The 24,962-nt window shown below is 66.5% G+C and carries 22 protein-coding genes; 17 read left to right on the top strand and 5 right to left on the bottom strand.

Going from position 1 to position 24,962, the window contains the following annotated elements:
• The first annotated feature begins 60 nt into the window (after positions 1-60).
• The 6 genes from ACWGL1_RS05230 (at position 61) to ACWGL1_RS05205 (ending at position 4,569) form a co-directional block, all read left to right on the top strand.
• Positions 61-237 (top strand): hypothetical protein, encoded by a 177-nt coding sequence (locus ACWGL1_RS05230; protein ID WP_145915895.1) that lies wholly within the window; start codon positions 61-63, stop codon positions 235-237.
• Between the two features lie 2 nt (positions 238-239).
• The gene (gene ligD, locus ACWGL1_RS05225; protein WP_452111361.1) at positions 240-2,078 is read left to right on the top strand and encodes a DNA ligase D; all 1,839 of its coding nucleotides are present in this window, start codon (positions 240-242) and stop codon (positions 2,076-2,078) included.
• A complete protein-coding gene (gene xth, locus ACWGL1_RS05220) occupies positions 2,075-2,890 on the top strand; it encodes an exodeoxyribonuclease III (protein ID WP_346522883.1) in 816 nt (271 codons plus the stop codon). Before ligD ends, xth begins: the two co-directional genes overlap by 4 nt.
• A complete protein-coding gene (locus tag ACWGL1_RS05215) occupies positions 2,887-3,396 on the top strand; it encodes a hypothetical protein (protein ID WP_452111360.1) in 510 nt (169 codons plus the stop codon). Before xth ends, ACWGL1_RS05215 begins: the two co-directional genes overlap by 4 nt.
• Before the next feature lie 105 nt (positions 3,397-3,501).
• Entirely contained in the window at positions 3,502-3,891 is a 390-nt protein-coding gene (locus tag ACWGL1_RS05210) for a four-helix bundle copper-binding protein (protein WP_452111359.1), read from the top strand.
• Positions 3,892-3,915: 24 nt separating this feature from the next.
• Entirely contained in the window at positions 3,916-4,569 is a 654-nt protein-coding gene (locus tag ACWGL1_RS05205) for an SOS response-associated peptidase family protein (RefSeq protein WP_452111358.1), read from the top strand.
• A gap of 274 nt (positions 4,570-4,843) precedes the next feature.
• On the opposite strand, the gene ACWGL1_RS05200 is transcribed toward ACWGL1_RS05205, so the two are convergent.
• The gene (locus ACWGL1_RS05200) at positions 4,844-5,593 is read right to left on the bottom strand and encodes a class I SAM-dependent methyltransferase (protein ID WP_452111357.1); all 750 of its coding nucleotides are present in this window, start codon (positions 5,591-5,593) and stop codon (positions 4,844-4,846) included.
• On the bottom strand, positions 5,590-5,886 hold the full coding sequence (locus tag ACWGL1_RS05195) for an XRE family transcriptional regulator (protein ID WP_452111356.1): 297 nt from the start codon (positions 5,884-5,886) through the stop codon (positions 5,590-5,592). The genes ACWGL1_RS05200 and ACWGL1_RS05195 overlap by 4 nt, the downstream gene beginning before the upstream one ends.
• 62 nt (positions 5,887-5,948) lie before the next feature.
• On the opposite strand from ACWGL1_RS05195, the gene ACWGL1_RS05190 reads away from it, so the two are divergent.
• The 7 genes from ACWGL1_RS05190 (at position 5,949) to ACWGL1_RS05160 (ending at position 16,508) form a co-directional block, all read left to right on the top strand.
• On the top strand, positions 5,949-8,003 hold the full coding sequence (locus ACWGL1_RS05190) for a TonB-dependent receptor domain-containing protein (RefSeq protein ID WP_452111355.1): 2,055 nt from the start codon (positions 5,949-5,951) through the stop codon (positions 8,001-8,003).
• 74 nt (positions 8,004-8,077) lie between these two features.
• Positions 8,078-8,455, top strand: a complete 378-nt coding sequence (locus ACWGL1_RS05185; RefSeq protein ID WP_291783507.1) for a MerC domain-containing protein — start codon at positions 8,078-8,080, stop codon at positions 8,453-8,455.
• A gap of 20 nt (positions 8,456-8,475) precedes the next feature.
• The gene (locus ACWGL1_RS05180) at positions 8,476-10,428 is read left to right on the top strand and encodes a TonB-dependent receptor domain-containing protein (protein ID WP_452111354.1); all 1,953 of its coding nucleotides are present in this window, start codon (positions 8,476-8,478) and stop codon (positions 10,426-10,428) included.
• Between the two features lie 3 nt (positions 10,429-10,431).
• A complete protein-coding gene (gene cobN / locus ACWGL1_RS05175) occupies positions 10,432-14,265 on the top strand; it encodes a cobaltochelatase subunit CobN (protein ID WP_452111353.1) in 3,834 nt (1,277 codons plus the stop codon).
• The gene (locus ACWGL1_RS05170; RefSeq protein WP_200165203.1) at positions 14,252-14,728 is read left to right on the top strand and encodes a MotA/TolQ/ExbB proton channel family protein; all 477 of its coding nucleotides are present in this window, start codon (positions 14,252-14,254) and stop codon (positions 14,726-14,728) included. Before cobN ends, ACWGL1_RS05170 begins: the two co-directional genes overlap by 14 nt.
• On the top strand, positions 14,728-15,030 hold the full coding sequence (locus ACWGL1_RS05165; protein ID WP_200165204.1) for a DUF2149 domain-containing protein: 303 nt from the start codon (positions 14,728-14,730) through the stop codon (positions 15,028-15,030). Before ACWGL1_RS05170 ends, ACWGL1_RS05165 begins: the two co-directional genes overlap by 1 nt.
• Positions 15,031-15,311: 281 nt before the next feature.
• Positions 15,312-16,508, top strand: a complete 1,197-nt coding sequence (locus ACWGL1_RS05160) for a DUF6880 family protein (RefSeq protein WP_343829344.1) — start codon at positions 15,312-15,314, stop codon at positions 16,506-16,508.
• A 9-nt stretch (positions 16,509-16,517) separates the two neighbouring features.
• Here ACWGL1_RS05160 and ACWGL1_RS05155 read toward each other — a convergent pair whose 3' ends face one another.
• Genes ACWGL1_RS05155 through dinB form a run of 3 tightly spaced genes read right to left on the bottom strand, consistent with a single transcriptional unit; the run spans position 16,518 to position 18,181 of the window.
• Positions 16,518-17,087, bottom strand: coding sequence for an alpha-ketoglutarate-dependent dioxygenase AlkB (locus tag ACWGL1_RS05155; RefSeq protein WP_200165207.1), 570 nt, complete (start codon positions 17,085-17,087; stop codon positions 16,518-16,520).
• 5 nt (positions 17,088-17,092) lie between these two features.
• Positions 17,093-17,497, bottom strand: coding sequence for a DNA polymerase Y family protein (locus tag ACWGL1_RS05150; RefSeq protein WP_452111352.1), 405 nt, complete (start codon positions 17,495-17,497; stop codon positions 17,093-17,095).
• Between the two features lie 9 nt (positions 17,498-17,506).
• Positions 17,507-18,181, bottom strand: coding sequence for a DNA polymerase IV (gene dinB / locus ACWGL1_RS05145; RefSeq protein ID WP_452111351.1), 675 nt, complete (start codon positions 18,179-18,181; stop codon positions 17,507-17,509).
• A gap of 314 nt (positions 18,182-18,495) precedes the next feature.
• Here dinB and ACWGL1_RS05140 point away from each other — a divergent pair, with 314 nt between their 5' ends.
• The 4 genes from ACWGL1_RS05140 (at position 18,496) to ACWGL1_RS05125 (ending at position 24,942) form a co-directional block, all read left to right on the top strand.
• Positions 18,496-19,056, top strand: coding sequence for a glutathione S-transferase (locus tag ACWGL1_RS05140; RefSeq protein WP_452111350.1), 561 nt, complete (start codon positions 18,496-18,498; stop codon positions 19,054-19,056).
• 117 nt (positions 19,057-19,173) lie between these two features.
• Positions 19,174-21,234 (top strand): AsmA family protein, encoded by a 2,061-nt coding sequence (locus tag ACWGL1_RS05135; RefSeq protein ID WP_452111349.1) that lies wholly within the window; start codon positions 19,174-19,176, stop codon positions 21,232-21,234.
• A gap of 520 nt (positions 21,235-21,754) precedes the next feature.
• Entirely contained in the window at positions 21,755-22,003 is a 249-nt protein-coding gene (locus ACWGL1_RS05130) for a hypothetical protein (RefSeq protein ID WP_452111348.1), read from the top strand.
• Entirely contained in the window at positions 22,000-24,942 is a 2,943-nt protein-coding gene (locus ACWGL1_RS05125; protein WP_452111347.1) for a TonB-dependent receptor domain-containing protein, read from the top strand. Before ACWGL1_RS05130 ends, ACWGL1_RS05125 begins: the two co-directional genes overlap by 4 nt.
• The last annotated feature ends 20 nt before the right edge of the window (positions 24,943-24,962 follow it).

The raw sequence follows: 24,962 nt of genomic DNA, 5'->3' as shown, positions 1-24,962 counted from the left end.
CAATAAGCAGACGGCACCTTTCGCTCCGATGGCGCGTTGCGCTCCCGAGAGGAGACTTTCATGTCCAAACGCGAGTTAATCGATACGGGCTCGGACAAGCGCTACGTCCGGCGCGATGAAAAGGGTCAGTTCAAGGAATCCGACGACGTGGGCCGCTCGCTCGCCGCTGACCGTCGGCAGAAGGCGAAGCACGAGAGCAAGCCCGGCCAAGGCGACCGCGGCGATCGTCGGTCCTGACCGTGGCCCGCGCCGCCCCGGCGTCCACTACCTCCCTCCCCGCCTTCCGTCCGGTCCAGCTCGCGACGCTGGTTGACGCCGTGCCAAGCGGCAACCGCTGGCTGCACGAGATGAAGTATGACGGTTATCGGCTGGAGATCGCGATCGGGGGCGGTCGCGCGCGAGCGTTCACTCGCTCGGGTCTGGATTGGTCCGAGAAATTCGACGGAATCGTCGAGGCGGCCGCGAGCTTGAAGGTCGAGTCCGCGTTGCTGGATGGCGAGGCCGTCGTGTTCGACGCCGAAGGCCGCTCTGACTTCCAGACGCTTCAGGGCGCATTGAAAGGCGATCCCGCCAGGATCGACTATGTCGCCTTCGACCTGCTCGAATTAAACGGCGAGGATCTGACGGGGCTGCCACTGCTCGAGCGCAAGGCTCTTTTGCGCGACCTAATGCCCAAGAAGCCGAAGCGACTCCGCTACTCCGACCATATTCGTGGGAGCGGTGAAAAGCTGTTGAACAGCTTCTGCGCAGCGGGCCTGGAAGGCGTGGTGTCAAAGCTGGCCGATGGACGCTACGTCGGCGCGCGATCGTCCGGGTGGGTTAAGACCAAATGCATCCAGCGCCAGGAGTTCGCCGTGGTCGGATGGACGCCTTCGGACAAATCCCGCGCTTTCCGTTCCCTGATCCTCGCCGTCAACGAGGACGGCGCTCTACGCTATGCCGGCAAGGTCGGGACGGGCTTCGATGCGAAGGAACTGCAGCGGCTCATGTCCATCATGGGTCCGCTCGAGCAAGACACGCCGACGGTCGAGGCGCCGCGTTCGGAAGTCCGCGGCGCCCATTGGCTACGCCCCAAGCTCGTCGCGGAGGTCGCCTTCACCGAAATGACCAACGAAGGCACGCTGCGCCATCCAAGCTATCTCGGCCTGCGAGACGACAAGAAGCCTGAGGCCGTTGTGATCGAGAAGGCGACGCCGGTCAGGTCGGCGGAATCGCCGGTGAACGTGCCGATCAGCAACGCCGAGCGGATCATCTATCCCGAGAGCCAGATCACCAAGGGCCAACTCGCAGACTATTACGCAGCCGTCTCGCCGATCATGCTGCCCTGGATCGCGTCCCGTCCGATCAGCCTCGTCCGATGCCCGCAAGGCCGGGCCAAGAAATGCTTCTTCCAAAAACATGACGCCGGCAGCTTCGGCGAGGCGGTCCGTCATGTGGCGATCGAGGAGAAGGACGGCGAGGAGGAACCTTACCTCTATATCGACACGGCCGATGGGCTGATGACCTGCGTGCAGATGGGCACGATCGAATTCCACGGCTGGGGCGCGCGCATCGAGGACGTCGAGAAGGCGGACCGACTAGTCTTCGACCTTGACCCGGACGTAGGTCTCGATTTCGAGGCCGTGCGCTCCGCCGCCTTCCGTTTCAGAGATATCCTGAAGACGATCGGGCTGGAGACCTTCCCCATGGTGACGGGCGGAAAGGGCGTTCACGTCATTGCGCCGCTGACGCCGCGGGCCGAATGGCCCGAAGTGAAGGATTTCGCCCGGCGGCTTGCCATCGCAGTCGCTCAGACTGAGCCGACCAAGTTCACAGCCGCCCTGCCGAAGGCCCAGCGGAAAGGACGCATCTTCGTCGACTACCTGCGCAATCAGCGCGGCGCGACCGCCGTCATGCCCTACAGCGCCCGCGCTCGCGAAGGTGCGCCTGTCGCCGCGCCGATCACCTGGAAGGAGATGGAGACGATCGAAGGCCCGGCTCGCTTCCATGTCGGCGATCAGGCCGAACTGCTTAAGCGCGCCGGTCTGAAGACGCTGTCGTCCTGGGGACGCGCTGATCAGGCGCTGCCCGACCTGTGAAGATCGCAACCTACAACGTGAATGGGGTCAACGGCCGCCTCCCTGTCCTTGTTCGGTGGCTGGAATTGGCTCAACCGGACATCGTCTGCTTGCAGGAACTGAAAGCCCCCCAGGAAAAATTCCCCGAAAGCGCCATCCGCGATCTTGGTTATGACGTGATTTGGCACGGTCAGAGCCGATGGAACGGCGTCGCGCTGTTGAGCCGGATCGGTGAGATTCACGAGACTCGACGCGGCTTGCCAGGCGACCCCGACGACGTACAGAGCCGATACATCGAGGCGGCCGTGAACGGCGTGCTTATCGCCGGCCTCTATCTGCCGAACGGCAACCCCCGACCGGGTCCGAAGTTCGATTTCAAGCTGCGCTGGTTCGATCGTCTGCATGCCCACCTGGCGAGTCTGGTTGGTCTTGACGCGCCCGTCATCGTCGCTGGCGATTTCAACGTCATGCCGACGGATAAGGACGTCTATGCCCCCGAGCGCTGGCGCGACGACGCCCTTTTCGCCCCCGAGGTGAAGGCCGCCTACCAGAGATTGCTTGACCAAGGGTGGACGGACGCCGTCCGCCGCCTGCACCCCGACGACGTCATCTACACCTTCTGGAAATACTGGCGCGGCGCGTTCGAACGGAACGCGGGGCTGAGGATCGACCATCTCCTCTTGAACCCGCCAGCCGCCGCTCGGCTTGTGGCGGCCGAAGTCGATACCCGCCCGCGCGGCTGGGAGAAGACGAGCGATCATGCGCCGGTGTGGATTGAGATCCGCGAGCCGAAAGGCAGGCGGCGGACGCCTCCCGCTCAGGAGAGGAGATGATGGAGACCGAACAGTTCATTCTTCATGAGAACGATTGGTTGCCGAACAACGAACGGCTCCCGGTCCTCCTCTATCGCGGCGTCGTCAATGCCGAGGGGAAAAAGGCCGCGGAACGCTTCGAACGGATGTTCGCCGTTCACGGCTGGCCGCCGCAATGGCGCGACACGATCTTCGACTATGACCACTACCATTCAACGGCCCACGAAGCGCTCGGCGTGGCGACAGGCTATGGCACGCTCCTGCTCGGCGGGCCCGGCGGCCGCGAGGTCGAGGTCCGCGCCGGCGACGCGCTCATTCTCCCTGTGGGCGTCGGCCATCGCCGGGTCGAGGTCAGCGACGATTTCATGGTCGTTGGGGCGTATCCGAGGGATCACGATTGGGACATATGCCGAGAGGCGCCCAATGACGAGACGCGCCGGCGAATGCGGACGCTCGCGATCCCTGATGAAGATCCAGTCGCCGGGCGCAGCGGACCGCTTCGCGAGCGCTGGCAGCCGAACAGGTGAGGCCTCCACGAAGGCGACCTCTGACTTCAACCTTCAAGTCGGATCGTATCTTCGACCTCGGGAGTTCGACAGGGCGGGGCGCTTGAGAAACGAGAGGCCCAGGCCATGTCCATTCATACGATGATCCAGCTTCACCCGGATGTCGGCGACGATTTCAACGAACTGCTCGCCGACGCCGCCCGCCACGCGATGTTCTGCAGCCTGATGTGCACGTCGTGCGCCGACGCCTGTTCCGCCGAGACGATGGATATGCGGCAGTGCATCCGGTCCTGCCTGGATTGCGCAGACGTTTGCGATGCGACCGCCCGACTTGCGGTCCGCCGCACGGGTCAGAATATCGAAGCTCTACGCGCCATGCTCGAGACCTGTGCGAACGTCTGTGATCTTTGTGCAGAGGAGTGCGAGCGTCACGACCACGACCATTGCCGTCTTTGCGCAGAGATGTGTCGCGAGTGCGCGGATGACTGTCGCAAAGCGGTCCCGACGGTCCAGTAGGATTGTTTCAGGGAGTCATTCCCGATGTGTAACGAGTACGCCCGCGAGATCGCATTGGCCAAGTTTCGCGAGGAACTCGCTAAAGCCAAGCAGATGCCCTTCGAGTGGCAGGATGGGCGGATTCCTAACGACCTCGGCCCGAAGCCCAGCTTGAAGATTCAAGACCTTGGTTTGGCGGTGCGCCTCAAAGGAGACCACCTCGTCGGCTCAATGTTGCCTTGGGCCTGGCGCGCGCCGAACGGCAAACCTGTCTTCAACTTCAGGAGCGAGGGCCGGGACTTTTCGGGCAGCGACCGGGTATTGATCCTCGCAACTGGCTTCTACGAACACAGCGCGCCACGAAAGCCGGGCGTGAAACGGATGGACCGGTTCTTCTTCACGATGCGAGATCACCCTTGGCATTGGATCGCGGGCATCGTGAAAGACGACTGCTTCTCGATGCTCACGACCGAGCCCGGACCAGATATCGCGCCATTCCACAAACGCAGCGTCGTCCCGCTGGCTCCGACCGATGGGGTGGAGTGGCTGACGCTTTCCAGGGATGAGGCGGAAATATTTGCGCCTCTCCCGGAAAACACGCTCGAGGTGCGTGTGATCCGAAGAGACGGCATTCAACGGGCAGCCGATCCGGCCAAGCCCGTGCCTGCTGACGAAGGTGGATTACTCCCGGGGCTGTGATGCTCGTTTCGGCAGAGTTGTGGTCTGGACCGTCTTTTCGGCCTAATGCGCGGCGCAAATGCAGAAACGCAAACACCTCGTGCGCCATTGAGCTTACGGGGTTTTTGGCGCCTATATCGGTATAACCAGAGCGGCTATACGAACGGTGGTTGCGGGAGCCGGATCGGGACGATGCCTCACACCTGCGATCCGCTTCATGACGTGACTACGTCAGCGACATTCAACGCCCACATCGCTTCAGAAGCAGTCATTGCGTCAGAGTGAGAAGGCGACTCTAGTTCGGCTCGCAAGCCACCACATAATCGGCGCCGCATCGTAAACCGTTGCGCTCGGCACAGAGCGCGAGTCCTTCTCCGCGAAGAGTTTCAACCCGCGAGGCAAGGCTCCGGGCCAGCCCGTCGTTTGCGACCCGGGGCAAGCGCCGCACAGCCATATCCAGTTGACCGTTCACCCATTTCGCCTTGTAGCGATTGGGAAAGCGACGGGCTGAAAGCACCCTGAAGCCGGCGCTGGCGAGCGCGTTCAACGTCCACTCCGCCGGATACTCCCGGTAGGGCGTCTCGTCCGCCAGGAGCAGGACCGCGTCGCGGAGTCTGCCGATCTCACGCACCATTCGGGCCTCGTCTGTATCGGCCGGTCCGACGATGTAGGGGTCCAGGCCGACGACATAGAGGCGACGCCCGGTCATGGGCCTCAACCGGCGCAGAAGGGTTTGCTGGAAATAGGGCGCGAAGCCCTCGACGGCGCCGATGAGATAATCGGCCAGCACCGTGTCGAAGACCTCGCCTTCCAGCAGGGTCGCGTCGGTCCAGTTGCCGAGCAGCAGCCGGTCGTGCGGCCGAAGACGCTCCCCGACCGAGGCGCGCACCTGCTCCGCATGACCGGCCGCAGCCGTCACCCCCGTCCAGGCCTCCGTGGCCAGACCCGTGCTCCACAAACTGGAGTTGACCCCTGTCCCGGCGTCCAGAAAACGGTCCCACGGAATGTCGCCCTGCAGCGCCTCCACGTGATCGAACAGGCTCATTGCGCCTCGGCCCGGGCAGCGCGAAACGTCGCTCGGCGGACCAGCCGCACTTCGAGATCATGACCCATGGCGTCGGCCAGGCGCACCGCCGCCTTCAGGGTCATGCGCTCCCGATCCCTCAGCCACAGGCAGACCTGTCCCCGCGGGACGCCGAGCCTTCTCGCCAGATCGGACTGACTGAGACCGTTGGCCCGATACGTCTCGAAGACCCGCCCGATCATTCGCCAGACCTCGACCTGCACCCGCTCGGCCTCCGCCAAAGCCCCCTCGCCGCTCATTTCAATCTCCCTCATGCTCGCTTGATGAATGTTACGATATAACATAATAGCGACTCTCTTCATGAACGGGGAGCGTCATGCACTCAAGATCGATCCTGCTCGCGGCGGCGAGTTTCTCAGCCATTTCGACGGCCGCCTGGGCCGACGCCCTGCCCCAGTCCGGTCCGGCCGCGACCCGCTTGGAAGACGTCGTGGTGACCGCCGACGCCCTGGGCCGTTCGAGCCGGGAGGTGGTGTCCAATGTGGCGGTGCTGCGCGGCGACGAACTGGTCCAGCGCCGGCAATCGACTCTGGGCGAGACGCTGACCGGCCTGCCCGGGATCAACTCGGACACCTTCGGCGGCGGGGCCAGCCGTCCGGTTATCCGCGGTCAGACGGCGCCGCGCGTGAAGGTGCTGACCGACGGCTCGGCCCTGATGGACGCCTCGGAAGTCTCGCCCGACCACGCCGTGTCCGGCGAACCCCTGTTGCTGGAGGGCGTCGAAATCCTGCGCGGCCCGTCCGCCCTGCTCTATGGCGGCGGCGCCATCGGCGGGGCGGTCAATCTGATCGACAAGAAGATCCCGACGCGCATTCCAGAGAACGGCGGCGAAGGCGTCGCCGAGTTCCGCCTCGGCACGGCGGACAATGAAGAAGCCGGCGTGGTCGGCCTGACCGCCGGCGCGGGATCGTTCGCCATCCGGGTCGAGGCCGCCGGACGCCGCACCGACGACTATGAGGTCCCCGACTTCGACGAAGCCACGCTGGACGGGTCGTTCAACCGGAGCTCGACCGCGACCCTGGGCCTGTCCTGGATCGGGTCGCGCGGCTATCTGGGCGCCGCCTATACGGAGCAGCGCAGCGAATACGGCCTGCCGGGGCATACGCACGAGTATGAATCCTGCCATCCGCACGGCTCCAGCCTGCACTGCGGCGGTCACGACCACGGCGACGACGACCATGACCACGATCATGATCACGACCACGATCATGACCATGTTCCGATCGTCGACCTGATCAGCAAGCGAGTGGACGTGCGCGGCGAGATCGAGGATCCGTTCGCCGGGATCGAACGCATCCGCTTCCGTGGCGGCTTCACCGACTACCGCCACGACGAGATCGACGACGGCGAGATCGCCACCACCTTCACCAATGAAGGCTATGACGCCCGCGTCGAGGTGCAGCACGCCGCCATCGGCGGGGTGCGCGGCGTGGTCGGCGCCCAGACCTCGCGCAGCGATTTCGCCGCCGTCGGCGCCGAATCCTTCATTCCCGAAAGCCGCACCGAGAACCACGCCCTGTTCCTGGTCGAGGAATACGTCGCCGGCGACTGGCGCTTCGAAGGCGCCCTGCGCCAGGAGTGGCAGGAGGCCCGCGCCCTGGGGCGCGCCGATACGAGCCACTCGCCCTTCTCCCTTTCCGGCGGCGCCAGCTGGACCTTCACGCCCGGCTACGTCGCCAGCATGACCCTGGCCCGATCCCAGCGCGCGCCGACGGCGCAGGAGCTGTATGCGCGCGGCGTCCATCTGGCGACCAACACCTATGAGATCGGCGACGCCGATCTGGACGTCGAGACGGCCAATTCGATCGAACTGGGCCTGAAGAAGATCGAGGGCGCCACGACCTTCGCCGCCAGCCTCTATCACTACGACTATGACGGCTACATCTTCGCCGACACCCTCGACCAGTTCGAGGACTTCCGCCTGATCCGCTACACCCAGGCCGACGCCCGCTTCACCGGGATCGAAGGCCAGGTCACCCACGCGTTCAGGCCGGGCCTGTCGGCCACGGCCTTCGGCGACTACGTCCGCGCCGAGCTGAAGGGCGACGGCGGCGACCTGCCGCGCATTCCGGCCGGCCGCCTGGGCGTCCGCGGCGACTTCTACCAGGGCGCCTGGTCGGGCAATCTGGAGTACGTCCACGTCTTCGAGCAGGACCGCATCGCCGCCTTCGAACGCAAGACGCCCGGCTACGACATGGTCAACGCCACCCTGGCCTATGACGTCCCGACGATCGCCGACGTCAGCGGGCAGATCTTCGTGCGCGGGACCAATCTGCTGGACGAGAAGGCGCTGAACCACGCCTCCTTCATCAGCCATCTGGCGCCCCTGCGCGGCCGCAATCTCGTCCTGGGTTTCCGCGCCCGATTCTGATCCTTCCCCTCCTCCCCCCGCCTGGCCGCGGCGTCCCATGACGTCGCGGCCGACTTTCCTCTGAAAGGATCGCCATGAACGCTCGTGTCCAGACCTGGGGCGACGCCGCCGCCGTCGGCCTGTCCTGCCTGTGCATGATCCACTGCCTCGCCCTGCCTCTGGTCGCAGGACTGCTGCCGGTTCTCGGCCTGTTCGCCGAGGCGCCCTGGGTGCACTGGGCCTTCGCCCTGACCGCCGCGCCCATCGCCGCCTGGACCCTGACGCGCCCGACGCCGGACGGTCGTCGCGCCTGGCCCCTGATCGGCCTGGGCGCGCTCGGCGTCGCCCTGCTGGTCCTGGCCGCCGCCGAATGGCCGACGCACGAGGCCGAGACGCCGATCACCGTCGCCGGCGGCCTGCTGCTCAGCGCCGCTCACCTGATGAACTGGCGGCGCAGGCCGCACGCCCACTGACGTCCTGGACATCCCACACCATGAAATCCGCTATTCCGCAGGCCTCTGCGACGGCGCTCGCCGCCGCCCTCGGCGCTGCTTTTCCCGCCATCGCCGAAGAGGCCGCGCCGCAACGCCTGCCTGACGTGGTCGTCACCGCCACATCCACCCAGCGGACGACGACCGACGCGCCCGCCAGCGTCACCGTCATCGACCGCGAAGAGCTTCTTAGGCGGCCGGTTCAAGACCTGACCGACGTCCTGCGCGACGTGCCGGGCGTGACGCTCAACGGCGCCGGACTGACCCGGCGCGGCGTCTCCATCCGCGGCATGCCCAGCGAACACACCCTCTTCCTCCTCGATGGGCGACGGGTGAACGCCGCCGCCAACGCCGTCCAGCACGCCGACTTCGACCTGGGCTGGATGCCGGCCGAAGCCATCGAACGCGTCGAGGTCGTACGCGGGCCGATGTCGTCGCTCTACGGATCCGAGGCCCTCGGCGGCGTGGTCAACGTCATCACCCGCAGCGCGTCCGACGAATGGCGCGGCAGCCTGACCGCCATGGGCGGATTACGCGAGGATGGCCGAGGCGGCGAAACCTATCAGGTCGGCGCCTATGCGGGCGGCCCGCTGGCGCAGGACCGTCTCGGTCTCAGCCTGTTCGCGGAATCCAAGGCGCGGGCCAATACGCCCCAGGCGACGAACCGTCGCCTTTCCGACCTCGAAGATCGCGAGACCGTCACCGGCTCGGCGACCTTGAGCTGGACGCCGGATGCGGCGCAGCGGATCGACCTGACCATTCTGGGCGGGCGCGACGACCGCTATCGCGACACGGCGACCACAGGCGCATCGCCCGTCTACTATCGCTTCGCCGACACGGTGCAGCGCCGCCAGTACGCCCTGTCGCATCGCGGACTCTGGGGCTGGGGCGAAACAGCCGTCCGCGCCTACCGTTCGACGCTGGATCGCGAGAATGCGGTGACGGCTGGACAGACCCCCTCGCGCCCTGTGGGGATGCAGGAGGACATCCTTGACGGTCGGGCCACCCTCGACCGCTGGGCGAGCCATCGCCTGAGCGTGGGCGGCGAATGGCGGCGCGAGCGGCTGGAGGACGCGGCCGCCTCCCGCTCCGGCCGGCTGGAAGGCGAACGCTACGCCTTGTTCCTGCAGGACGAATGGACCCTGACGTCCTCGCTGTCGCTGACCGGCGGCGCGCGGTTCGATCACCACGAGCAGTACGGGTGGCAGACCAGCCCGCGCCTCTACGCCGTCTGGTCGCCCCTCGAGGGGCTGACGCTCAAGGCCGGGGGCGGCCGGGGCTTCAAGTCGCCTAGCCTGAAACAACTGTCGCCGGAGTTCGAGACCATAGCGGCCGCAGGCCGTTTCCGCATCTACGGCAACCCCGACCTGAAGCCCGAGATCGGAACCTCCTACGAGGCCTCGGCCGAATACCGCCGGGGCGGCTGGATGGGCCGCGTCGGCGTTTTCGACAACGACATCGAGGACCTGATCGAAACTCGCTGCACCGCATTCTGCGGCGTGCGCGGCCGTGAAATCCGTCTGTATCAGAACATCGCCGAGGCTCGAATTCGCGGCATGGAACTGGCCGGCGCCGCGCCCCTGCCGGGCGGCTTCAGCCTGAGAGCCGACTACACCTACCTGGACAGCGAAAACCGGGAGACGGGCTCTCCCTTGTCCGAACGGCCCGAGCACAGCGGCCACGCCACCCTGCGCTGGCAACCTGAGGAAACCCGCTTCGTCCAGCTTCGCGGCGAGTACGTCGGCGAGCAATGGATGGTCTCCAACTCCGTACAGCAGCCGGTTCCCGACTATGCCCTGGTTTCGCTGGAAGGCGGCTACCAGCTTCAGCCGAACCTGTGGGTGCGCGCCGGGGTTCAGAACCTGACCGACGTGCGTCTGGCCGAGGAATCCGCCTTCTTCTCCTTCGCCGAGCCCGGCCGCTTCTACCACCTCGGCTTTACGGCGAGCTTCTGAGCCGTGGCGTTCCTTCTCCGCCTCCTCCTGATCGTCGCTGTCTGCCTGGCCCCGGCCCTGCGGGTCGCCGCCCAGGACGCGCCGGGCCCCCGCGTGCAGGTGATCGGCAGCGATTTCATCCTGCCCGCCAAGTTCGTGCGGTTGCAGGCCATGGCTGGGGCGGAGGACGTCGCCTTGCGCGGAGCATCCCTCTCCACGCTTGACGATCAACCGGACTGGGCGCGGGCCGACTTCATCCTGCTCGACACGCCGCGTCCCTCCGATGTCGAAGCGGTGCAGGCCGTGATCGGCGACAGGCTCGAGATCGGCGACCGGCCCTGGGTTCGCATCGGCGGCGGCGCGCCGGCCTTCGGCAACCTGTCGCCCGAGGCGGCGCGGCGCATCGCCGGCTACTATGCGGCGGGCGGACAGGAGAATTTCACCCTCCTGTTCCGATATCTGAAGCTCCACGCCATGGGCGGCGACGCCGCCGCGCTTCCGCCGCCGCGCCCGCTGGAGCAGGTCGGCTATCATCACCCGAGCTTGGAGGCGCACGACGCCGAAGCTCTCGACGCCTGGCTTGCCGAGCGGCCGGCGCGCGCCCGCGCGGCGATCGTGATGTCGAGTTCACAGGTCGCGGATGGCGACAACGCCGTGATCGACGCCCTGATCGCCGCGCTCGACGCCAGGGGCCTGGAGAGCGTCGGCGTGTGGTTCGACCAACGTCGTCCGCAGGGCCTAACCGAGGCGCTCGCGCCGCTCGCCCCCGATCTGCTCCTCAACACCCAGCATATCGTCGCCGGCGACCCGATCCGCGACCAACTCATCGCGCTCGACATCCCCGCCCTGATGACCTTCTCCTACCGGGAAGGCGGCGTCGAGGCCTGGCGCGCGGCCGATACCGGCCTGCCCAGCCGGTCCGCCGCCGCCCTGATGGCGCCCGCCGAGGCCTGGGGCATGAGCGATCCCATGGTGATTTCGGCTTTCGAGAACGGCGCTCTCGCCCCGATTCCCGAACAGGTCGAAGCCGTCGCCGCCCGCGCCGCCCGCCTCGTCGCCCTTCGCCGCAGGCCCAACGCCGACAAGCGGCTGGCCCTGATGTTCTGGAACCATCCCGGCGGCGAGGCGAACGTCTCGGCCTCGAACCTGAATGTTCCGCGCAGCCTGGAGGCGTTGAGCCTGGATCTGAACGCGGCGGGCTATGCGATTCCGCCGCTTTCCGAAGCCCGCTGGATCGACGCGGCGCGCGCCATGCTGGGCGCCTTCTACCGACATGAGGAACTGGACGGTCTGCGGGAGCGGGAATTGGCCGTGACCCTGCCCGTCGCCCGCTATCGCGCCTGGCTTGACGCCCTGCCCGCCGCCCGGCGTGACGCCGTCCAGGCCCGCTGGGGCGACCCGGCGCGGCATTGGTCGGTGCGGACCATCGCCGGCGAGACGGTTTTCGTCATCCCCGCCTTCCGCGACGGCGCCCTGACCGTCCTGCCCCAACCGCCCCGGGCCGCCCGCGTGGGCGAGGCCTATCACGACACCGCCGCACCGCCCGACCATCTGTATCTGGCCGCCTATCTGTGGGTGCACGACGTTCTGGACGCCGACGCCCTCATCCATCTGGGCACCCATGGGACGCAGGAGTTCCTGCCCGGCAAGGACCGGGGACTGTCGGCGCACGATGACGCCTTCGTCGTGCTGGGCGGCCTGCCGGTCGTCTATCCCTACATCCAGGACAACATCGGCGAGGCCATGCAGGCGAAGCGGCGCGGCCGCGCCGTCACCGTCAGCCATCAGACCCCGCCCTTTTCTCCCGCCGGTCTGAATGACGAGCTCAAAACCCTCCACGACCTGATCCATCAGCACCAGCAGCTGGAAGAGGGCGCGGTGCAGGACGCTGTGCGGGAGCAGATTCTCGACCTCGCGGCGCAACGAAGCGTGGACGCAGACATGGGCTGGACGCGATCGACCGCGCGCATCGACTTCGCGGCCTTCCTGAACCAGTTGCACGACTATCTGCATCAGGTCGGCGGCGCGCCCACGCCGCTCGGGCTGCACGTGTTCGGTCGTCCGGCCTCGCCGGATCACCGGTTGACCACCGTCATGCAGCAACTGGGCGCGCCCTACTTCGAGGCGCTTGGCCTGGACGAGCAGGAGGTGCTCGCCAAGGATCAGGCCGCCCTGCACGCCGATCCGGCCTTCCAGACACTGCAACATCACCTTCGTGACGGCCTTCCTTCCAGTTCCATCGCCGATCCCCTTCTGCGCGCCCAGATCGAACGTGCTGAAATCCTCGACCGGCGCCTGACGGAAACCGGAGAGACAGACGCCCTGCTCAGGGCCCTGTCCGGCCGTTTCGTCCTGCCGGGCGAAGGCGGCGATCCGGTGCGCAATCCCGAAGCCGTCGGCGGCCGAAATCTCTACGCCTTCGCGCCCGACAAAATCCCCGCCCAGGCCGCCTATGACGCCGCCGCCGTGGCCCTGGACAGCCTGCGTCAGGCCTATGCCGAAGAGCACGATGGACGCCCGCTGACCAAGATGGCCGTCAGCCTGTGGTCGTCCGAGTCCGTCCGCACCCTCGGCCTTCCTGAGGGACAGATTCTGCGCGCCCTGGGATTACGGCCCCGCTGGGACGCGGGAGGACGCATCGTCGCGCTCGACATCATACCGGCCGGCGAACTGGGGCGGCCGCGCATCGACGTGGTGGTGCACGCCACCGGCGTCTATCGCGATCAGTTCGACGGCTTCCTGCGCCTGCTGGCCGACGCTGTCGAACGCATCGCCGAACAGAACGAGCCCGGCGATCCCGTCGCGGAGAACAGCCGCGCCGCCGCCGCTCGCCTGGTCGCCGAAGGCCTTTCGACCGATGAGGCCGAGGCCCTGGGCCGCGCCCGCATCTTCAGCAATGCGCCCGGCGACTACGGCAGCGGCGTGCCCGACGCCGTGCGCGACGCCGACAGCTGGAATGACGCCGAGGATCTGGCCGATCCCTTCCTGGACCGCCTGGGCTATGTCTATGGCGCGGGACGCTGGGGCCGGAAAGCGCAGCGCGGCGTCTTCGCGGCCCAGCTCGCCGGGGTCCAGGCCGCCGCCCTGTCGCGATCCAGCAATCTGCACGGCGTCCTGTCGACCGATCACCCTTTCGAATACCTGGGCGGCCTGTCGCTGGCGATCCGGCGGGCCGGCGGCGAGGCGCCCTCTCTCTACATCACCGACGCGCGGGCCGGGTCGCCGAGGACGGTCGCCGCTCGCGACTTTCTGGCTGCGGAAATGCGCAGCCGCTACACCAACCGCACCTGGATCCAGGCCATGCAGGCCGAAGGCTATGCCGGGACGCTGGCTGTCGTGGACCTGGCCGACAATCTGTTCGGCTGGCAAGCCACCGCGCCCGGCATGGTCCGACAGGATCAGTGGCAGGCGCTTCACGACGTCTATGTCCGCGACGAGCGCGGCCTGGGCGTGCGGGAATGGTTCGAAGCCCACAACCCCATGGCCGAGCGACAGATGATCCAGCGCCTGCGCGACGCCGTCGCCAAGGGCTACTGGTCTCCCGACGCGGCGACGCGGAAAGCGCTTGAGGCGCGCCTAGCGCAGATCGACAGTCCTTCGCCCCCCGGAGCGACGACGCCTCCCGGCTTCGGCCAGGGAGCGGCTCGCTCAGCGGCCGCCTCGGTCCCGGAGCCTGCCCCGGCGGGCACGCCCTCCGACCTCGTGCGGGGCCAGGTCCTTGAGCCGATCCCGCCGCCCGCCCCTGCCCCGTCCCTTCCCCCACCGTGGGGCCGCCTGCTGTTTCTCCTCGCCTTCCTGGCGGGCGGCGTCAGCCGTCTCGTCTCTCTCCCTCGAAAGGTCCCTCATGCCCCAGCTTGAAGCCGGCCTCTATCAGGTCTCCAGCCTGTTCCTCGCGCCGGCGCTGATCCTCATCCTGGCCGCGATGGCCTATGCCCTGTTCGCCCTCGGCGCCTTCCTGGTGGAGGCCGGCCAGCGCCGACGCGCCGACTGGCGCAGTCCCCTATGGCGCCGCTGGCGAGCGACCGACGCCGCCAGCGACGATCTGGAACTGATGATCCTCAAGGACCTCGAGGGCCTGCGCATCGTCTCGCGCAGCGCCCCCATGCTGGGCCTTGTCGCCACCATGATCCCCATGGGCCCCGCCCTGCTGGCGCTGGGACGTGGCGACGCCTCGGGCGTAGGCGAGAACATGGTGGTGGCCTTCTCAGGCGTCACACTGGCCCTGATCGCCGCCAGCATCGCCCACTATGTCCTGACCGTGCGCCGGCGCTGGCTGCTTCAGGACCTGCGCGCCATCGAACGCGCGCGGGAGGCCGGTTGATGCGCTTCCTCGACGAAGAAGACGACGATCCCATCACCGCCGTTGTCAATCTGATCGACCTGTTCGTGGTGATCATCGCCGTCCTGCTCGTGGTTCTGGTGCAGAACCCGCTCAACCCCTTCAACGCGCGCGACCTGATGGTGATCGAGAACCCCGGCAAGGCCGACATGCGCATCACCGTGAAGGAGGGCGACGAACTGACCCGCTACGAATCCCAGGGCCGGATCGGCGAAGGCCAGGGCGTCAAGGCGGGCTCAGCCTATCGCCTCCCCGACGGTAGGATGATCTATGTGCCGGAATAGAAGATCGGATCATAAATCCCAGTCCAAAGCCGGCGCTCCATAGGAAAGGCTTCCAGTGCTTGATCTGAACCGCAGCCAAGGGAGGAAAGGGGTATGAATAAATCGAAGTCACTGTATCCCTGCTTTCGAGTTGCGCCAATCTGGGTCTTCTGGCGGCTCCGTAAGGCGCGCCTCCCGTCCGACACACAGCGACTGCTGGGTAGCAGGGGGGTGACGAAATCGTCCTTGGCGCCCGTGCTATAGCTGCCCCTCGGACGACCCCGCTCCTCCCAAAGGACCTCATGGCGCGACAACCCAGGATCTCGACCAGGCTTTCCGCAGCCAACCTCGTCCATCTCGGGGCGCCCCGTCTGGCGGACCTGCTGATCGAGGCCGGCGCCGGGAACGCCAATCTTAAGCGTCGTCTTCGTCTGGAACTGGCGGCCGAGGCCGGCCCCGACCTCCTCGCCCTTGAGATCGGCAAGCGCATCACCGCCGTCTCCGTCGCCCGCACACGTGTGTCCTGGCGCAAGCGCGGCGAACTGATCGACGACCTGAACATGCACCGCGACATGATCTTGGAGCGCCTGGCGCCCGAGGTCCCCGGCGAGGCGCTCGCCGTCCTCATTCGCTGGTTCGACCTCTATCCTGGCTTGGCCGCCCGCGTGAAGGACACCAAGGGGGAACTGCCCGCCGCCTTCGAAGCTGCGGCGCCGGACCTCTTCACCCTCGCCGAAACCGCAGGAGACGAGGCGCTGCGCGACCTGGTCGATGCGCTCCGCCGGCGCCCCCAGGACTATGCGCGCTGGATATCCTCCGCCGGCGAGGCCCTCGGCCCGCTCACGGCGCGCCGACTTCTGGACGGCCTGGACGTATCGACCCGCAAAACTCCGGCCGGCCGCAACCTGCTGCGCCGCCTCGCGGATCGGGCCGGCGACCTCGATCTATGGCTGTCCCTCGTCACGCCTGAACAGGCCGGATCGCCCGACATCGCCGCCGACATCGCCCGCCGGCTCCTTGAGGTAGGCCGCACTGCAGAAGCCCGCGCCGCCCTGGAAGCCGCCCTGAACCCCTCCCCCCTTAACCGTCGCTGGACCTATGGGCGCGACCCGACTGACGGCGCGCCCCGACTGACCCCGGCCTGGGAGGCCGCATCCATCGAGGTGATGGACGCCGAGGGCCATCGCCAGGAAGCCCAGGACCTTCGCTGGCGCCTGTTCGAGCGCGACCTGTCGGCGCCCGTCCTTCGCGACTACCTCTCGCGCCTGGCGGACTTCGACGATGTCGAAGCGCTCGACCAGGCCTTCGTTCACGCCTCGACCCACCCAGACTTCGAAGCGGCCATGCGCCTGCTGATGGACTGGCCCGCCCATCGCGAAGCGGCCGCCCTCGTCCTGGCGCGCCCCCGCGAAGCCCGGCAGGTGCGCCCCGCATCGGCGGACTGGGCCTCGCGCCTGGCCCAGCGGTACCCTGAAGCCGCCGAAATCCTGACGGGTTAGGCCAGCCTGTCAAGCCAAGGTCCTGAAGGTGACGGAGTAGCGCAGCGCCGTCATCGGCGAGATGGAATGCTCCCAGTCGCTCCGCGCCTCGCCGGAAAGGCGATAGACGGAGCCCGGCCCCAGCGCCGCTCCGGCGCGACGCCACTTCGACCCCGCCTTGCGACGAAGGCGCATGACGCAGGGCGCAAGGAAGGAGACGCCCAGGATCTTCCCATAGACGGGACGGTCGCGGTGCCATCCGATCCCGGCGCCGGGCGCATATTCATTGACGAGGGCCTGCACGAACGCCCCCTCATCAAGACTGAGCGGTCCAGCCAGGCGATCCAGAAGCGCTTTAAGGAAATCCGGCCAAGGTTCGGCCGTCTCCAGTCGACGTCGCTCAAGGTCGTAGCGGCGTCCAAAAGCTGCGATCCGTCTGAAGCCCTGATAGCCCATATGCTCATAGGGCCTGAAGCTCAGCTTCTGCAGGTGAGCGACCACCGCCGCCTGTTCGGCCGCCGTGAGGACGTCCGGCCAATAGTCGAAACCCGCTGGCGCGGCCGGCCGCGGGACGTGGCCGAACAGATCGGTCTGGAGCATGGCCGTCACAGCGCCAGTTCGCCCGCTGGCGTCCATGACGGGATTCCAGGTGAAGCCTTCTCCAGATTGGACAGGGTCACGCCGACAAGCCGCACGCCCCTGGTTGGCGGATAGAGGGAGCGCACCAGCAGGCGGGCGATCTCACGCAACCGCGCCTTCGAGGCGACCGGCTCCTTGAAGGACCGACTGCGGGTCGACTGTTGGAAGTTCGCCCATTTGACCTTCACCGTCACGGTCCGGCCGAGCGCCCCCGCCTTTTCGCACCAGGCCCAGACCTCGTCGGCCATCCGATCCACGCCCGCCTCGATCGCCGCTGGATCGACCAAGTCGCTGGCGAAGGTGGTCTCAGAGCCGCTGGACCTGCGCTCGCGGTCCGGATTGACGGGGCGCGGATCGTCCCCGCGCGCCACGCCGTAGTACTAGGCGCCGGATTTGCCGAAATGATGCTGAAGGAAGGCCAAGGACTGACGCTTGAGGTCCGCGCCGGTCTCGATACCCAGGCGGTTCATCTTCTCAGCCGTCACCGGCCCGACGCCGTGGAAACGCTTGACCGGCAGGACCTCGACAAAGGCCTCTCCTCGCCCTGGCGGGACCACGAACTGGCCGTTCGGCTTGCGCTGGTCCGAGGCCAACTTGGCCAGGAACTTATTGTAGGAAATCCCGGCCGAGGCCGTCAGACCGGTCTCCTCGAGGATGCGCGCGCGTATCTCCTCGGCCGTCGCCGAGGCCGTCGGCAGTCCTCGGATATTAGCCGTGACGTCGAGATAGGCCTCGTCGAGGGACAGGGGTTCGATCAGGTTCGTATAGTCGGCGAAGATGGCGTGGATCTGCGCCGAGACGGCGCGATAGACCTCGAACCGGGGCGGCGTGAAGATCAGTTCCGGGCACTTCCGCAAGGCTGTGCTCGACGGCATGGCCGACCGCACGCCGAACTTGCGCGCCTCATAGCTGGCGGCGGCGACCACGCCGCGCGAAGCGGCGTGGCCTACGGCGACGGGACGACCGCGCAAGGCGGGATCGTCCCTCTGCTCCACCGAGGCGAAGAAAGCGTCCATGTCCACGTGGATGATCTTGCGGGTGGGGGCAACGTCCATGGACAACGTCTAGCAAGACTCGAACAAAATGAGAACATTCTTCCGGTAGAGTGACGGCTCCAGCCTGAAATGCGCCGTATCGGAAGCGGAACGCGAAACAGTCGGACCTGTTCTGCAAATTCGCTTGCCCACCCCCGCTGGCGTTCGCGATCAGCTAAGCGTTGGAGAGCTCCATGACGGACTTCACCCTCTATTATTGGCCGGTTCCCTTCCGGGGCCAATTCGTTCGCGCCCTTCTCGCCCATGCTGCCCGGACATGGTCGGAGACGAACGAAGCGGCGATCAGCGCGCTCATGCAGAGGCCGCCAGGAGAGATGCCCGTGCCTTTCATGGGGCCGCCCGTACTGGTCGATCACGCTTCCGGAGCGGCGATCTCCCAGATGCCCGCGATCCTTCTGTATCTGGGAGAGACGCTTGAACTGCTGCCTTCCACGCCAGAGCTGCGCGCCTTGACGATGAAGGTGGTCAATGACGCGAACGACGTTATCGATGAGATCACTCTGGACGGCGGCCGACAGATGTGGACCGAGGCGCGCTGGTCGGGCTTCGCGCCCCGTCTGGGAAAATGGATGGCGTTGTGGGAGGACCTGGGCCGACGCCATGGCCTGGCGGCGCATTCCGGCTTCTTGCTGGGTGGAGAAAAACCGGGCGTGGCCGACATCGTCACCGCGACCCTCTGGTCCGCCCTGACCGAGCGCTTCCGCCCTATCGAATTAATGCTTGAAGAAACCGCCCCCATCACCGCGGGCCTTGCACGGCGCCTCTCAAGGACGCCAGCCCTGGCCCGCTTGGCGGAGTGGTCGCGCCGCGAATACGGCGACGCCTATTGCGGCGGCGACATCGAGCAATCCCTGCGTAGAGTTCTGAACGTCTGAGGCGCGCGAACGCGATAGCGTCGCGAAAGCCGGTGAGCGCCTGAACCCGCACAGGCCGACCCGGCACGTGGCGCCCTTTGCCGGTTGAGGCGTTGATCAGCCTCACCGGAGGCGATCTTGATCGACAGGCCTGGAGCGAAATCGACGATCGACAGCTTGCGCCAGAAAGCGCAAGCGGCCCTGCGGCGCGCAGCAGAGGGCCGCGACGCCATTTGCGCCTATGTGGTCGCTCGGGATCCGGTATGGCTCGCCGTTCGTCGTCCCGGCCGGCCGGAGTTCATCGCGGCGGCGATCACCTTCGCCCTCGTCGCCGCCTTTCTCCTGTTCCTCGTTCTGTTCGACTGGAACTGGGTGCGCGGCCCTATCGGTCGCGCCGCCTCCGCCTCGACCGGCCGGGAGGTGGCTCTGAAAGGGGACCTGGATGTCAGGCTGTTCAGTTGGACGCCCTCGGCGACCGTGCGCGGTCTCAGCGTCGGCGGGCCCACATGGGCGTCCGGGCGCAATACCGCCGAGATCGAACGGCTCGACGTCTCGATACGATTGCGACGGCTGTTTCTGGGCCAGATCGAAGTGGCTTCGCTGACCCTCACCCGCCCGCGGGTCCACCTGGTCGTCGACAGCCAGGGCCGGCGCAGCTGGGACCTGGAGCCGGACCGACCCGATGACGGGCGGGGCGCCAGGCTGCCCGTCATACAGCGCCTGGTCATTCACGACGGCCGGCTGACCTTGAACGAGCAGCGACGCGGCATGACGCTCGACGCCGTGGTCACGGCGCGTGAGGCGCGCTCGCCCCAGGATGGAGAGAGCGGCTTCGTGCTCGACGGCAAGGGGACCATGAACGGCGAGCCCTTGACGCTTCGCGTGACGGGCGGTCCCTTCATCAACATACGCCGCGACCGGCCCTACGCCTTTACGGCTGAATTGGCCGGAGCGAGCTCCAGGCTGAGCGCCGCTGGAGCCGTCACCCGGCCCTTCGACCTGGGTCGTTTCAACGCCAGGCTCGAGCTGCAAGGTCGTGATTTGGCCGACCTCTACCTTCTGACCGGGATTACGACCCCCAACACGCCGCCTTATCGGCTGAGAGGAAGCCTGACTCGCGACGGAGCCCGGTTCCGCTTCGCGGACTTCAGCGGGCAGGTCGGATCGTCGGACCTGTCGGGGACCCTGGAGGTGAACAGGGTCGAAGGGCGCCGCCGCGTCGATGCCGAGCTCGCGTCCCGCGCCCTGGACATCGACGACCTGGCGGCCGTGTTGGGCGCGCGCCCGCAGGCCACGACTGCGGGCACGGTCGCGACCTCGGGCCAGCCCGGCAAACTGCTGCCCGACGCGCCCTTGCGAACAGAACGTCTGCGCGTGATGGACGGAACCCTCGCCTATCGCGCCGCTTCGGTGAAAGCCAACGCCTTCGACATTCGGCAGGTCCGGCTCGGCGCGGATCTGAAGGACGGCGTTTTAAAGCTCGATCCGGTCTCCTTCGCTTTCAACCGCGGCGAACTGAACGGAACCGCGCGGATCGACGCCACGAAGGACACGCCTTACAGCGCCGTCGACTTCCGTCTCAGCGGCTATCCGCTGGAGTCCATCATACCCGCACGGGACGGTGCGCCGACGGTGACGGGCCGCGCCCTGGGCCGGGCGAAGCTGGAAGGGCCCGGCGCGTCCATTCATGAACTGGCGGCCCGTTCGAAGGGAAGCCTCAGCCTCGTCGTTCCTCAAGGACGGATGCGTTCGGCCTTCGCCGAACTGCTGGGGATCAACGTCGGCGCCGGCCTGCGCAAGCTGCTTTCGGGCGATCAGTCCGCTTCGCCCATCCGCTGCGCCGTCGCCGATTTCAAGGTCTCAGACGGCGTCGCTACAGCCCGCACCCTGGTGATCGACACGGACGTGGTCCTGGCCCAGGGATCGGGAACCATCGACCTGGGGGCCGAGAAGCTGAATCTGAAGATCGACGGCGAAACCAAGAAGCCTCGTCTTCTGCGGGTCTGGGCGCCGATCACCATCACCGGCCCCCTCGCCTCTCCGGATCTCGGCGTCGATGTCTCGGCCGTCGCCACACAGGGCGGCGTCGTCGGCGCCCTGGCCACGCTCGTCAGCCCCATCGCAGCGCTGCTCGGGTTTATCGATCCCGGCCTGGCGGAAGACGCGGACTGCGGCTCTCTGATCGCCAGCGCGCGATAACCCTATGGTCCGGAAACGCCCTCGCGCGATCCGGCCGCGTGGGGCGGCGGGCGGGAGGCGCTGCGCACGCCCAGGGCCGTCAGAGGCCGTAACAGGTTCAAGCGCCTAGCTTTGCCGCTATCCCGAGCTCAGGCGGACCTGCATCCGCTCTTGAAGGGGATTGTCACTGCCGCACGACATTCAAATTATAGGCGCTTTCTCCGGCTTCGTTGCGAGCGACTTCCTGATGAAGACGCCGACCAACATAGGAAAAAACTACCCGCGCATGTCAGGGACCGTTTTGCATATTGGATTATTGTTTCATTTTTCTCACAAAATGATTCTTTCTATTTCTCATTGAGCCTTCGGCGCACATTTCGAAGATGGCGCAGTTTTTCGACGTCGGCGTGAATTTCATTCCGCCTCACGAACAATAACCGAAACTCCTGCTCCCGCCCCAGTGCTAGCGATTCAGGAGTCGGCTAAGCGCCGACAGACGCTTGCAGGGGCCGCGGCCCCCGATCTTGGGAGGGATTGAGGCTTGCGGACCACGACAGGGGTGAAGGCTGCCTTCAGGCCGGCGCGCGCGGTCTGCGCCGCTGCTGACGGGAGGGTCGATCCAGCTGACGACGCAGGCCAGGCGGGGCTCACGAACGCTACGCTCGATCCGCCCCGTCGCGTCGCGGCGCGGCGCGGCGCGGCGCGGCGCGGCGCGGCAGGCTGGAGAACCATCGCCGCGATGGAACTCAAGGCGCAAATTCAAATCAAAAAACGAGGGGTGATCCGATGAGACTGTCTGCGTATCTGAAGACCGGGACGATAATCGCCGGTCTAGCCGTCACAGCCGCCGCCCAGCCGGCTTGGGCTCAATCCGAAGCGCCGCCCGCCGAGCCCGAAGCCAGCGCCGTCGCCGATATCGTGGTGACCGGCTCGCGTATCCGACGGCCGAACGTCGAGGCCTCGACTCCGGTCAACGTCGTCGACGCCCAGGAGATCGAGAACATCGGCGTCACCAACCTGATCGACGCCATGGCGCGCCAGCCGCAGGTCGGCCTCGGCGCATCGGCCTCCAGCACCACCAATACGGTGGCCGGACAGGGGCTGGCGACGCTGAACCTGCGCAACCTGGGCGCCAGCCGCACCCTGGTGCTGGTGAACGGACGACGCCATGTGGCGGGGTCGAGCGGCACCAGCGCGGTGGACGTCAACACCATCTCCAAGACCACGATCGCGCGCGTCGATACGGTGACGGGCGGCTCCTCGGCCGTCTATGGCGCCGACGCCGTGGCCGGGGTGGTCAACTTCATCACCAAGCAGGATTTCGACGGCATCGCCGCCCAGGCCCAGTACGGCTCGGCCGACGGCCCGAACACCTACTACGGTTCGGTGGCCGTCGGACGGAACTTCAACGACGGTCGCACCAACGTCATGGCCGCCGCCACCTATGACAAGACAGAGGGACTGTACCGGCACGAGCGCGACTACGCCATGAGCGGCCTGGCCTATATCCCGAACCCGGACAAGAAGAGCCCGGACGACGGCCTTCCATCCTTCATTACCGCGCGGGACGTCTACACCAACATAACCAACGATTCCTTCACCCCGGTGATCGTCACGCCGATCGGCTCGAACGCGGCCTACAGCCTGACCTTCACCGAGGACGGGCGGCTTGTTCCCTTCGATCGCGGCCAGATCGTCGTCGACGGCGCCGGGCGGCCGCAGAAGGTCTCCATCGGCGGCGACGGCTTCAAGTTCCGCGAAGACGCCCTGCGCACTCCAGTCGAGCGCTATGGCGGCGAGCTGCAGCTGCGCCATCAGTTCCAGCCCTCCGGCGACGTCATCACCGAACTGAACCTGTTCGCCGAGGCCAAGTATTTCCATACCGAGGCGAACAGCCAGCGCGAGAACGGAACCTTCGCCGGAGACGTCGCGGGCACGGCCACCGGCAACGCCTACCGCATCCAGGCGGACAACGCCTTCCTGCCGTCGGATCTGCGCGCGATGCTGACGGCCGCGGGGGTGGAGGAATTCGATATCACCCGCAACGACCGGGATTTCGGCATCCGCACCTATGAGAGCGTGTACGACACCACCCGTTTCGTGGCCGGGTTCGACGGCGCCTTCAGCAACGGCTGGCGGTTCGAGGCCTACGTCAACTACGGCCAGACCGAGTCCCAGTTCACCAACTTCGACCGACTGCAGAGGGAGTTCTACGAGTCGATCGACGCCATCGAAATGAACGGGCAGATCGTCTGCGCTGACGCGGACGCGCGGGCGCGAGGCTGTAAGCCGCTGAACCTGTTCGGAGCGGGCATCGCCTCCCAGGATGCGATCGATTACTCCTACATCTACACCGTCCGGGACGACGTGACCCGTCAGTGGAACGCCGTGGCCAGCGTCAACGGCGAACTGTTCTCCTATCCGTCTCTGTTCAGCGGAACCAGCCTGCCGGTCGCCTTCGCCGCGGGCGTCGAATGGCGCAAGGAATACGCTCGTTCGGTGCCGGACAAGCGTTCACAGGATGCGTTGATCTTCCAGAACGCCCAGCAGATCACCGAGGGCCGCTATGAATCCAAGGAGATCTTCGGCGAAATTAATGTGCCGCTGCTGGCCGATGTCCCGTTCGTGCAATACTTGGATCTGACGGCGGCCTATCGCTATCAGGACTACACCACCACGGGCGGCGACAGCAGCTACGGCGTCGGCCTGGAATGGACGGTCGACCGCAACATCCGCTTCCGCGGCAACTTCGCCAAGGCGGTGCGAGCGCCCAATATCAACGAACTGTTCGGCGGCGGCAGCGAGGGCTACAGCCAGATCGAGGACCCGTGCGACGCCACGCGGGTGAACCTGGGCAACTTCTCCTCCAACCGCCGGGCGAACTGCGCGGCCCTGGGCCTGTCGCCCGACTTCGTCCAGTCCACCGCCACGCGGCCAGTGGTCAGCCAGGGCAATCCCGACCTGGCGCCCGAAGAGGGCGAAACCCTAACCCTGGGCGTCGTCTTGACGCCGTCCTTCCTACCAGGGCTGGCGGTGACCATCGACCACTACGACATCAAGATGAGCGACGTGATCGCCTCGCTCGGATGGCGGAACATCATCAACAACTGCGTCGACAGCCCTGACCTGAATAATCCCTTCTGCACCAGCGTATCGCGCGGCTCGGACGGCAACATCACCCGCGTGCTGAACCAAGTGCTGAACGTGGCCGAATACACCAACTCGGGTTGGGACGTGACGGCCTCCTACCGGACCGATCTGGCCAAGCTGGGTCTGCCGGATTACGGCTCCTTGTCCTTCAACGCGGCCGCCGGCTTCCTGGAGGACCTGACCTATGACCCGGTTCCGGGCGACGCCAGCGTGCGCGACGAGCAGGCGGGCGAACTGCCCAATCCCAAGCGCCGGATGAACTTCCGCGTGACCTGGGACTATGACCGCGTGTCGGTGTCCTACGCCAACCAGTATCTGAGCAGCATGGTCCGCAGCAATCAGGACCAGCCGGGAACCTATGAGCCCTACAAGGCCCCGTCGTGGCTCACCCACGACATCCGCGCCGAGTATCGCTTCGACAGGTTCTCCGTCTTCGCCGGTGTGAACAACTTCACCAATGAGGAGCCGCCGCAGACGCCCTTCACCTGGACGGGTACGTCGCTCAATACCGGCTTCAACGCCAGCATCTACAATAATCTGGGCCGCTACGCCTACATCGGCGTGAACGCCAAATTCTAATCGAACAGGTTTGAGGCCGC

It is taken from the genome of Brevundimonas sp. NPDC055812, assembly GCF_053616535.1.
Note: the sequence above shows the minus strand (reverse complement) of the source record. Positions and strands in the feature narration are given on the sequence as shown.

Bases quoted from the DNA above. Each gene is read 5' to 3' on its own strand.
- dinB (WP_452111351.1), bottom strand. From the start codon at position 18,181: ATGGACGTTGCCCCCACCCGCAAGATCATCCACGTGGACATGGACGCT.
- ACWGL1_RS05185 (WP_291783507.1), top strand. From the start codon at position 8,078: ATGAACGCTCGTGTCCAGACCTGGGGCGACGCCGCCGCCGTCGGCCTG.
- ACWGL1_RS05190 (WP_452111355.1), top strand. From the start codon at position 5,949: ATGCACTCAAGATCGATCCTGCTCGCGGCGGCGAGTTTCTCAGCCATT.
- ACWGL1_RS05125 (WP_452111347.1), top strand. From the start codon at position 22,000: ATGAGACTGTCTGCGTATCTGAAGACCGGGACGATAATCGCCGGTCTA.
- ACWGL1_RS05170 (WP_200165203.1), top strand. From the start codon at position 14,252: ATGCCCCAGCTTGAAGCCGGCCTCTATCAGGTCTCCAGCCTGTTCCTC.
- ACWGL1_RS05200 (WP_452111357.1), bottom strand. From the start codon at position 5,593: ATGAGCCTGTTCGATCACGTGGAGGCGCTGCAGGGCGACATTCCGTGG.
- ACWGL1_RS05140 (WP_452111350.1), top strand. From the start codon at position 18,496: ATGCCCGTGCCTTTCATGGGGCCGCCCGTACTGGTCGATCACGCTTCC.
- ACWGL1_RS05160 (WP_343829344.1), top strand. From the start codon at position 15,312: ATGGCGCGACAACCCAGGATCTCGACCAGGCTTTCCGCAGCCAACCTC.
- ACWGL1_RS05205 (WP_452111358.1), top strand. From the start codon at position 3,916: ATGTGTAACGAGTACGCCCGCGAGATCGCATTGGCCAAGTTTCGCGAG.
- ACWGL1_RS05180 (WP_452111354.1), top strand. From the start codon at position 8,476: ATGAAATCCGCTATTCCGCAGGCCTCTGCGACGGCGCTCGCCGCCGCC.
- ACWGL1_RS05155 (WP_200165207.1), bottom strand. From the start codon at position 17,087: ATGCTCCAGACCGATCTGTTCGGCCACGTCCCGCGGCCGGCCGCGCCA.
- ACWGL1_RS05165 (WP_200165204.1), top strand. From the start codon at position 14,728: ATGCGCTTCCTCGACGAAGAAGACGACGATCCCATCACCGCCGTTGTC.
- ACWGL1_RS05195 (WP_452111356.1), bottom strand. From the start codon at position 5,886: ATGAGGGAGATTGAAATGAGCGGCGAGGGGGCTTTGGCGGAGGCCGAG.
- ACWGL1_RS05210 (WP_452111359.1), top strand. From the start codon at position 3,502: ATGTCCATTCATACGATGATCCAGCTTCACCCGGATGTCGGCGACGAT.
- ACWGL1_RS05230 (WP_145915895.1), top strand. From the start codon at position 61: ATGTCCAAACGCGAGTTAATCGATACGGGCTCGGACAAGCGCTACGTC.
- ACWGL1_RS05215 (WP_452111360.1), top strand. From the start codon at position 2,887: ATGATGGAGACCGAACAGTTCATTCTTCATGAGAACGATTGGTTGCCG.